Consider the following 10,129-nt stretch of genomic DNA (forward strand, 5'->3'; position numbering starts at 1 on the left):
GATGGACATCGCGCTCGTCATCTTTTGGCTGTTCGCCGGCGTCAGCATTCTCTATGTCGTCCACTTTGGTCTGTACTTAGTGGGCGCCAACTTCTACGACATCTGGCAGCAGCGGCGGAAGGGGCTGCGGGGGGTCCGGATGCCGGTTGAGTACGAGTCGGAGTGCGCAGCGTCTGCCGTTTGGACCACCCGTGCGATCCCCGAAGTGCCCGGGCTGGTCTCCATCGTTATCGCTGCCCATAACGAGGAAGCCGTGATCGTCCGAACGCTCGATTCCATCCGGCGAAGCACCTACCGCTCCTTTGAGGTCTTCGTTGCAGACGACGCATCCCGGGACCTCACGGGCCGCCTTGTCCGTGATTACCAGTTGCGTTACCCCGGGATGAATCTGAGCATTGTTCGGATGCGCAGGAACGTCGGCAAAGGCGCGGCGCTCAACTCGGTGCTCCGCAGGCACGCGCGGGGCCAGTACGTTATGACGCTGGACGCCGACTCGATCATCGAGCCGGACGCCCTCACGAACGCGCTGTCCTACTTTGATGACCCGTACGTCGCCGGTGTCGCCGCCAACGTGCAGATCATGGAGGAAACGACGGGACTGGGTATCCTGCAGCGGTTCGAACACATGATCGGCTACCGCTCAAAGAAGCTCTACTCGCTCGTGAACTGCGAGTTCGTCGTAGGTGGAGTCGCTTCCACCTATCGAATGCGCGTGCTGCGCAAAGTCCAGTTCTATGACACTGACACGCTGACAGAAGACATTGGCCTGAGCGCCAAAATCACCAGCCTGGGCAACCGGCGCTTCCGCATGGTCTATGGTGCTGACGTGGTCGCGAAGACCGAGGGGGTGCTCACGCTCCGCGCATTGGCCAAGCAGCGTTACCGGTGGAAGTACGGAAGCATCCAGAACCTCATCAAGTACCGCGGGATGATGCTCAATCCGAGCCGCCGGTACACAACCACGTTGACGTACTACCGAATGCCAATGGCGCTGCTAAGCGAATTTACGTTGCTCGTCTCCCCTCTGGCTTGGACGTATGCAGTCTACTGGTCGCTGGTCACGCAAAAGCCCGCCCTGATCCTCGGTGCATATGCCACCATCACCGCCTACACACTGCTGACGATTTGGATGGATGAGAACCTGGCCACGCGTGAACGCACTCGGCTCTCCATTTACGCGCCGACGGCATACTTCCTGTTCTACATCATGGACCTGGTGCAACTGACGGCGGCCCTCCGCTGCATCGCACGCTCGCGCGGATTGTTCCAGCGGCCAGAGATCAACACATGGAAGTCACCGCAGAGGGTCGGCCGCAGCGTAGTGGTGGTAGCTCGTGCCGCCTAATCGTCGGCGGGCTGTTCGTGTGCTGCTGAATCCCCTCGTCGTCATCCCGGTGGTGGCGGTCATGATCACGGCCGGGTGGCTGGCTTACACCGAGGGGACGAACAGCATCGCTCGGGCGCGGCCCGGGGCAAACCTGCTCCCAGCGCTACTCTCGACTACGGCCAGCTCCGCGCCGAGTTCGGTCCCTTCGGCTCAGGCTAGTGCTGTGGGCGGCTGGAACGCCCGCTCAACCGGAGAGGCGCAGACCTCGCTGGAACTCGTCGACGGACAGCTGAGCGATGATGCGTTGAAACTCCACGTCATCGGGTACTCCTCAGGCGATGTGACGCTGACGAGCCCACGTGTGGGGCTCAAGCCGCACGAGACCTACCTTTTCAAGGCTTTTACGAGCAGCGACACGGAGTTTACGATGCTGTCCCGCCAGCACCACGCGGACGGCAGCACGACGCTGCAACAGTTGCCAAACCCTCTTGAGCGGCCCGGAGATGCCGCATTCACGGTGAGCGACGCGTTCAACAGCGGAGACACGATCACCGCAGTGGAGTACGTCTTCCGGTTTGCATCCGCAGGCACGTTCCAGGTCGAGGGCGCGTACTTGGAGGCAGCGGACGATGTCCGGCTGCCATCGCCTTCCACGGCAGGCCCCAACTTAGTACCGAACCCGGAGTTCAACGGGTTGCAGCCGAGTCCCCCAAGCTCGTGGTCCCCGTACTCCTATGGACCGTTGGCCGCGGAGTCCGGGCTGGGTGAGGACAAGGACGGGCGCTTCCTCTGGACCCGCATAACGGGCTACCAGAGCGGAGAGGCAAAGTGGCAGTACCAGCCTGTCCCGGTCACCCCAGACCAGTACTTCGAATTCGGCGCGGACTACCAGTCCCAGCGCGAAGTTGACGTGGTTGCGGAGTTCGAACTTACGGACGGTGGGCGGGTAATCCGGAACCTTGCGACAGTGCCGCCGGCGGGAGAGTGGACGACTGTCAAGGAAGCATTCCAAGTCCCTGCCAAGGCAAAGACGGCGATGGTGACCCTAGTGTCGCACGGGGACGGTACCACTAACGTCCGCGCCTATTCGCTGATCGATGTCACCAAACCAGGTGCCCCTCGCTGGAACCAGCCCCTGGTCTCAATTACATTCGACGACGGCTGGCAGTCTGTGTATGAGCGTGCCCTGCCCCTACTGGACAAGCACGGCTTCCGGTCTACCCAGTATGTGAATGCCAGCTCGATCGAGACGCCGAACTTCATGACCGCCGCCGAGGTGCAACAGTTGCACCAGTCAGGCCACGAGATTGCCGCACACAGCTACGAACACGTCGATCTCACCTCGATCGATACAGACCGGTTGGAAGAGGAGATGCGGAAAAGCGAGGAAGCGCTGGCGGCGGCCGGCCTCGGCACGGACAATCTGGCGCCGCCTTTCGGTCGGTCTGACCCGCAGGTCGACTGGTACGCGGGCAAGTACTTCGACATAGTGCGCGGTACAGAGCAGGGCATCAATACCCGGCAGAACCTCGAACCGCACGATCTGAAAGTCTTCTATGTGACCGACGAGACTACGTCGGAAAACCTGTCCGAAGCACTCACCGAAACTGCAGGAATGAACGGCTGGCTCATCCTCGTTTACCACCAAATCGCCACCCCAGAGTCAACTGGCACTCAGAAGAGCACTATCGCGGCGGACCGCAGCACCATCACTAGCGATGCCCTCGCCACCCAGTTGCAGCTCATCGACGAAAGCGGCATCGAAGTCCAGACCGTTGCGCAGGCGTTCGAACGGTTGCAGGGTCCCTAACCACCATTCGGCAGTGTTACTCGGCGCCGCCGAGCATCCATAAGAAGGGACAGAACGCATGACCAGTACCAGATCCAGCTTTGGGCGGTGGCGCGCCAAGCTCGTGACGATCGGGGTGGCGGTCGTAGCCCTGGCTGCAACGCTATTGACGCCGGGAGTGGCCAACGGGGCAGTTGACAACCCGGCACCGACCCCGCTGGTGTCCTTCACCTTCGATGATGGAGCGCTCAGCTCGCTGACGCAGGCCGCTCCCACGCTGCAGAAGTATGGGCTCACCGGAACGAACTATGTCACTACCGACTGTGTCGGCATGACCACGGTGCCGAATACCTGCCGTGCCGACACGGACGTGCCTTACATGAATTGGGACCAGATCCTGCAGCTGCAGAACACCTATGGGTGGGAAATAGGGTCGCACAGCGTAACTCACCGGTGCCTGGTGAGCGTCGGTGATGACTGCCAAGCGGCAAAATTGACGTCCGCGCAGGTTGACGAGGAACTGGCGAACAGCAAGTCCGCCCTTGCGACGCGAGGAATCAACGCGACCGCGTTCGCTCCACCCTACGGCGACTACGACATGCCGACAGTGGCCCAGGTGGCCAAATACTACAGCTCGATGCGTGGCTTCGCCGACACAGGCAACAACATCTGGCCGCTCGGGGACTACCTGCTCCGCAACGTCCCGGTCCAGGAAGTGACCACTCCGGTCGCCGCCCTGAGGGCCAAGGTGGACGAGGCCATTGCCAACAAGACCTGGGTCGTGTTCACCTTTCACGACATCAGGCCTAATCCCAGCCAAAACCCCGATGACTACCAGTACGGTACCGCCGAACTCGACCAACTGGCTGCGTACGTGCAGACCAGGGTGGCGGCAGGCCAGATCAAGAACGTCAACGTCAGCAAGGGCCTGGTGACCGGCAACCCCAACTTGATGCCGAACCCCTCATTCAGCAACGGCCTCGGGGACGGCTGGCGCACAGACGCTCCGTCGACAATCACTGCTGACGCGGCAAACAACGGCAGCTACCCGGACGCCGTCAGGGCGGTAAAGCTAGTGTCCGGCACGGGGCCGGGGCACTTGTTCTCTCCGCGGGTCCCGGTGAGCCCGGGAACCAACTACCTATACAAGGCCTATCTCAACGTAGCTGCTATTACGAGCGGTGAGGTGGCCTTCTATGTCGACGAGTACAACGCGGCCGGAACATGGGTTTCGGGCCAGTACCGGAAGCGGGAAAACTCGCGCTGGGTGGAGGCTCTCAACTTCACATACACCCCGAGTTCGACCAATGTGGCCACGGCGAGCCTGCAGGTCATAGTGGCAGGAACCGGTATCACCGCGTTCCTCGACAACGTGCAGTTAATGGCACTGTCCGGAAGCACCCCGCCGCCGACGGCAACCAACCCCGTCGCCAATGGCGCCTTCGACGCCGGCATCAGTGCCGGCTGGAGGACCGACGCCACCGCCAACGTCCTTGCGGACAACGCCAGCAATGGCGCCCCGGCCAACCCGGTGAACTCGGTGAAGATGCAAGCAGGTACAGGGGTCATCCACCTGTTCTCGCCGCAGGTCAACGTGGCGCCGGGCACTTACAAGATCGCTGCGTACCTCAACATTAGGAGCCGAACAGCGGGTGAAGTGGGCTGGTATATCGACGAGTACGATGCCGCAGGGAACTGGATTTCCGGGCAGTGGAAGCTCGCAAGCACGACGACCGGCGTCTCCAACGTCGAGCTCACGTACTCGCCGAGCACAACCAACGTCGCAAAGGCCAGCGTACAAATGTATGTGACAGGCAACTCCGGGGTTCTGGCATACGTGGACGACGTCCGCTGGACCAGGTCGTAGCGACGAGGACGAGAACGCAGGATGGGAGGTAGTGGATGGCCGGGCGCCCGCGCGTACTGATCGTGCTGGCGTCCGGCCTTCTGCTCGCCGTCACAGGCTGCACGCCAAATGAGCCGAAACCGGAGCCAGACGTGATCGTGAACCTGCTCCAGGAGGACTGGCAGCATACTCCGGGGGTGACGCCTGCCGGTGACGGACTGCAGATAGGGGCCACTGGACGCAGAATAGTCGAGCAAGACGGCGGCGGAGGCCAGCCGAACCCGCCAATGAACCTCGTCGGCACACACCTCGTGGTTGAGGGAGACTTTTCCTTTAGTGCATCATTCAGAGACGTAACCGCCGACGCTTCCTGGACCATCTACGACAGTCCGCCGGTGATCGCAGACGAGTTCCGGATCGAGCCGGCTGGCCTACGGCTTACCCTTCAGGGCGACGACCTCGAGATTGCGGTCTTCGACGGCTCCCCCCAGCCGGTTGTTACCGACCCGCAGCCGGCGCACGACGAGCACGTGACGGTGCAGGATCCGGAGGCTGAAATTTCAGTGCGCCGGTCTGCGCAGACCCTTGAGATCGCGAGCGGCGGGGCCACCCTGACATCGCTGCCCCTCGGCGGCGTGTTCAGGTCGGGGAAGCTTTGGCTGGGGCTGTTTAGCGACGGCGGGACGTTCCAGGTCAGTTCCCTCACCGCCACCGCACCAGAGGGTATGCAACTGAACATCGGGGAGCCCGCGGTGACGCAGACAGAGCGGTCAACGGACGGGTTACAGGCCATGGCCGCGCGGATCCGGCCGGACTTCAAGATCGGTGCGGCGGTGGCGCTCGGCCCGCTTGCCTCGGACGCGGACTACGCGCGGGAGCTCGTCGGCAACTTCGGGGCCGTCACGCCTGAGAACGCCATGAAGCCACAGTTCTTGTCCCCCCAGCAGGGCGTATACACGTTCGAGGAAGCCGACGCGATTCTCGCGATCGCCGAGAGCAAGGGCATGGCAGTGCACGGCCACACCATCGCCTTCACTGAAGCGATGCCTCGCTGGATGCAGGAGCTTCCCACCAGTTCCGAGCCGGAGCGCCGAGCGAGTGCCCAAGCTCTGCTCGACTACGTCACCACCGTTGTGAAGCATTTCAAGGGCCGGCTCGCTTCAGTCGACGTCGTGAACGAGCCGTTTGACGTCGATCAAGGGACAAGCTTTCAGCAGAACATCTGGTACCGGGTTTTCGGACCTGGCTACCCGGCGGTAGTCTCTAAGGCCGTCCACGACGTCGATCCTGACGTTAAGCAGTTCGTCAACGAAAATGGGGCCGACGTGCCGGGGCGCCGGCAGGACGCACTGCTTAAGCTCGCGCTCAACACCAATGCGCTGGGCGGGCATATTTACGGTGTCGGCCTTCAAGCCCACATCTACGACCTTCAGACGGATGCCATTTCCGCTGAGCACCTCGAAGTCACGCTCAATCGCTTCGAGGACGCGGGGTTACATGTGCGCATCTCGGAGAACGACGTTTCGGACGACGAGGGGCTTGACGCACAGGCAGAGCAGTACGCCACAGTGCTGGCCACTTGTCTGCGCTCGCCTGCCTGTGTTTCCTACACGACATGGGGCGTGGACGACCGCTACAACTGGTGGATCGACGACGGTGGCCGACGGCAGCAGGGCCACGACTTCCTGTTCGACGGCGGACAACCGAAGCCCGCCTACCATGCGATGAAGCGTGCACTCGGCGGCTGATGTGTACGGGCGACGTCTCGCCGCCGTACTGGTGGCCGACCCACTGATACCAAAACTTCCATAGCCCGTGGCACACGCCCCTAGCCGCTCTTCGGGAGTGATAGTTAGCTCAATGCCAGAGGGTCGCCTGGGGTGCTGGGCACCGCCTCGATTACCTCTTCCCGACAGCAGGCGCGCATATTGCGGGTAATTGTCACTCGATCGGGAGCGCAGCTGGCAAGCGGCGGCTTGGCACGCCTGACAAACTGCCGGTTCCCCAGAGAGGGGGCGAAGGCCATAGTTGAAGATATAGAGCGCTGCGATTTGAATCGGAGGCTGCCATGATCCAGGCCCTGCTGTGCAAGCTGAACATTCGGCACGAATGGCATCTCGAACATGCCGAAGATGGGACCGTGTATAAACGTTGTCGTCGATGCGGCAAGGATGACGATCAGCGCGGCGAAGGGACAAGGGGGGATTTCAGCTCCTGGGTAGGGCCAACTGGAGGGTGAAGCCCGGCCGTGCCTCAAGGACGTGGATGCCCACGGCAGATTGTGTGCTCTAGCTAGCACATGCTCTTGGCTGTCTGCAGGATAGCGTCTTCCATCTCGGGGACGAGCGGGGGCGGGTCCGTGACGTTCAGCTCCTGAGGCGGAAGCACCGTGGCCACCGTTACCTGCTGTTGGCCGTCCTCAGAGGAAACAGATTGCACACTGTATGGGCCTCCGCCTCCGTATACGAAGACGTGGCGTGCGCCCGGACAGACGTCGTCACTTGGGTTGATGCCGCCCAAAGGAAAAGGTTCGGCCTCAACCATGCTCTTCCATGTTTCCTCGCGGATGAGCCGGCCCGTGGTGAGCGCCGCCACGAATCTGCTGACGTCCTCAACCGTTGAGATGACTCCGGAATCAGCCGATCCGGCCACCGCGTCAATACGGGTGAAGTCGCGCCTGTTCCCGTCCTCCAAAACGTACCCATGCAGCATGGGCTCGGGCGGCTGCCCTGCCGTCGCCACGTGGGTGCTGCCCATTCCTGCCGGCTCAAAAACATCCTTGGCGAGAACCTCTGCGAGTCCGCGGTTGTGTTTACGTTCCAGCAGCCAGCCCAACACTTCCCAGTCCGTTGCTGACCACGCGAAGTAGGACACCGGTCCCGGCGGCAGGTTCACCCCCGCTGCGATTCGAAGCCGTTCCTCGAAGGTCAGCGGGCGCGTCTGGAGCTCGTCCAGGCTCCTGGACTCAATCAGGGGTGGAAAGTAGTCGGGCAGGCCGGACGTACTGCCCAACAGGTCCCGTACCGTGACCCGGTCCCACGCCGGGAAGATGGCCGTGAACTCGGGCAGATGAGCGGAGACGGGATCCTCCAGGCGCACGGCGCCGGCCTCCACCAGCTTCATCACGGACACGGCCACCATCGGCGTCCCCGCACCGATGATCCACATTCTGTCCGTGGGGACCGCCTTCGTGTTGGACTCCAGGTCTTTCACTCCAGTGGCTCGTAGCTCTTCCTGGTCTCCATTGCGCACATGGAAGACCACAGCCGGCGCCCCATGTGTGGACGCGTCGGCGACAAAAGCTTCCAGCGCAGCGCCAAGCTTCACAGCAGGGGTGGTGGCTGTTTCGTCAGGGGTGCCGGACGTGCAGCCGGAAAGTACAAGAGCCGTGGCCAGTGCTACAGCGTGCATGTTCAATCCGGCACCGGACCCATCGGATTTCGTGGCCGGTCTCCAGCCTCCAGATGCCCTGACCACCTGGCGCTGTGGCGGTCGTACCTGCCGCATCTGGTGCAACGACGGCGGAAACCGCCGTCGGGCGTCCTTTCTGCCAGCCAGTGGTGCCCGATATTAAGCCTGCACAGCAGGGCCCGGATCATGACCACTCCTCTCCAGAATGTGTCGTCCAGCCCACTTCTAATTATCTTCCTGAACCCTTTGATTGAATCCTTCAGGAACAGGAGCAAAGGAGCTCACTCGGAGCGACGCATTTGGACGTGGTGACAGGTACGACGGCGGGACGCGCCGCCTTCGTACCTGTCACCGCCTCACGGCATGGGGCTATCGGACCAGCGTGGCCCAGGACTCCAGGAACTTCTCAGCCAGGTAAGCGTGGCCGGCGGAGTTCGGGTGGGCGCCGTCAGCGTCGAATCCCGGGCTGTTGGCGGTTGTGAACCAGCCGGCCTCGATGGCGTCAACGAAGGGAGCGCCGGCAGCTGCGGCGCCGGCGCGGACGGCGCTGTTCACGCCGCGGAGTTCCTCCGCGAGGGGCTGCGGCGCGGACGGTCCAAGCACCACCACCTGGACGCCCGGCCAGAACCGGCGTGCGGCCTCGATGGTCTGGGCCGTGGCAGCAGTGACCTCTTCAGCATTGGGGACTTGGGAATCGTTCTGTCCGCCCTGAAGAATAAGGACGTTGGGCACGAAGGCGGGGTTTGCGGCAATTTCCCGCAAACGGATTTCGTACTCACCGGCCAGCTGGTCCTGCCCGCCGCCGCCCCAGGCGAACCCGGTGCCGGACACGCCGTCAATGTTGGTGGGGTATCCGAGCTGCCCGGCAACGAGGTACGCCCACCCCTGGTCCGGCTGGTCGGCACCAACACCGGCAGTGTACGAGTCGCCCATAACAAGGAGGACGGGCTCGGCCGGCAGCTCAATCCCCGGTTGCGGCGCGGTTGCAGTGGCCGTGGGTGCAGGAGCCGGAGAGGTGGGAGCCACAGAGGCAGTAGTTGTAGGCGCTGCCACCGAAGCGCTTGCCGTCACGGGGACGGCCTCATCCACGGCGCGTGGGCCCATCAATGCGATAGCTGCCACCCCGAATGCGGCCACGGCCAGCACGAAAAGTGCGGCGTACTTGATCCACTCATGCATGCGCCCGCCGTTTCCCATCACCCGGCAAATCATACCGGCGGAAGTGAGCCCGTCCGGGGAGCGGACCGTTTAGGGCTTCGATCGTCGGGGTAAAGCAACGCGGGAAGAGCCCTGCGGACAGAGACCCGAAGCGGGGCTCTTCTCCTGCCTACGACGGCGGCGCTGCTAAAAGGGTTAACCAACCGTGACCTTCCGGTCGTTCCTTCGCCGCGCAACAGCCACTACTGTCGACTCCACCATCCGGACACAACGGAAAAGAGGCGACGATGAGCATCGACATCGAAATTGGTAGCAGCCTCAGCAACGAGGACGCGGCGCACTTTGCGGCCAAGACGGAAGTCATCACCACAGCGATGCAACGGGTACGGCAAGCGCACGCGGCATACAGCTGGGCGTGGACAGACGAGATCCGCTGCCGGGGATGCAACGCCAGCCTCGACATACCTCTTCTCGCGAGCACGCACGCCAACGCGGACAAGGCCTTTCAAGCACACCAGGCCGCCGAACTGGATGCCTTGTTGGCTGCCCGCGGCATCAGCCCGGCAGACGAATCCTGAAGACTCCCTGATACAGCTGG

General features: G+C 62.7%; 7 protein-coding genes. 5 read left to right on the forward strand and 2 right to left on the reverse strand.

Annotated elements, in window-relative coordinates; all coding sequences use genetic code 11:
- Position 1 precedes the first annotated feature (1 nt).
- The 4 genes from P2Q66_RS00760 to P2Q66_RS00775 all read left to right on the forward strand — a co-directional run bounded on the left by P2Q66_RS00760 (position 2) and on the right by P2Q66_RS00775 (position 6,710).
- Positions 2-1,345 carry a glycosyltransferase family 2 protein gene (locus P2Q66_RS00760; RefSeq protein ID WP_275724804.1) on the forward strand — a complete coding sequence of 448 codons (1,344 nt, stop codon included), beginning with the start codon at positions 2-4 and terminating at the stop codon, positions 1,343-1,345.
- Between the two features lie 205 nt (positions 1,346-1,550).
- Positions 1,551-3,137, forward strand: a complete 1,587-nt coding sequence (locus P2Q66_RS00765) for a polysaccharide deacetylase family protein (RefSeq protein WP_275724806.1) — start codon at positions 1,551-1,553, stop codon at positions 3,135-3,137.
- A 58-nt stretch (positions 3,138-3,195) separates the two neighbouring features.
- Positions 3,196-4,983: a polysaccharide deacetylase family protein gene (locus P2Q66_RS00770; RefSeq protein WP_275724808.1), complete on the forward strand. Its 1,788-nt coding sequence runs from the start codon at positions 3,196-3,198 to the stop codon at positions 4,981-4,983.
- A 35-nt stretch (positions 4,984-5,018) separates the two neighbouring features.
- On the forward strand, positions 5,019-6,710 hold the full coding sequence (locus P2Q66_RS00775) for an endo-1,4-beta-xylanase (RefSeq protein ID WP_275724809.1): 1,692 nt from the start codon (positions 5,019-5,021) through the stop codon (positions 6,708-6,710).
- A gap of 544 nt (positions 6,711-7,254) precedes the next feature.
- On the opposite strand, the gene P2Q66_RS00780 is transcribed toward P2Q66_RS00775, so the two are convergent.
- Entirely contained in the window at positions 7,255-8,373 is a 1,119-nt protein-coding gene (locus P2Q66_RS00780; protein WP_275724811.1) for a serine hydrolase domain-containing protein, read from the reverse strand.
- A gap of 369 nt (positions 8,374-8,742) precedes the next feature.
- The gene (locus P2Q66_RS00785) at positions 8,743-9,552 is read right to left on the reverse strand and encodes an SGNH/GDSL hydrolase family protein (RefSeq protein ID WP_275724813.1); all 810 of its coding nucleotides are present in this window, start codon (positions 9,550-9,552) and stop codon (positions 8,743-8,745) included.
- Between the two features lie 266 nt (positions 9,553-9,818).
- Here P2Q66_RS00785 and P2Q66_RS00790 point away from each other — a divergent pair, with 266 nt between their 5' ends.
- Positions 9,819-10,109 (forward strand): hypothetical protein, encoded by a 291-nt coding sequence (locus P2Q66_RS00790; protein ID WP_275724814.1) that lies wholly within the window; start codon positions 9,819-9,821, stop codon positions 10,107-10,109.
- Positions 10,110-10,129: the final 20 nt, after the last annotated feature.

Source organism: Arthrobacter sp. Cr_A7, from assembly GCF_029222765.1.
Lineage (GTDB): Bacteria > Actinomycetota > Actinomycetes > Actinomycetales > Micrococcaceae > Arthrobacter.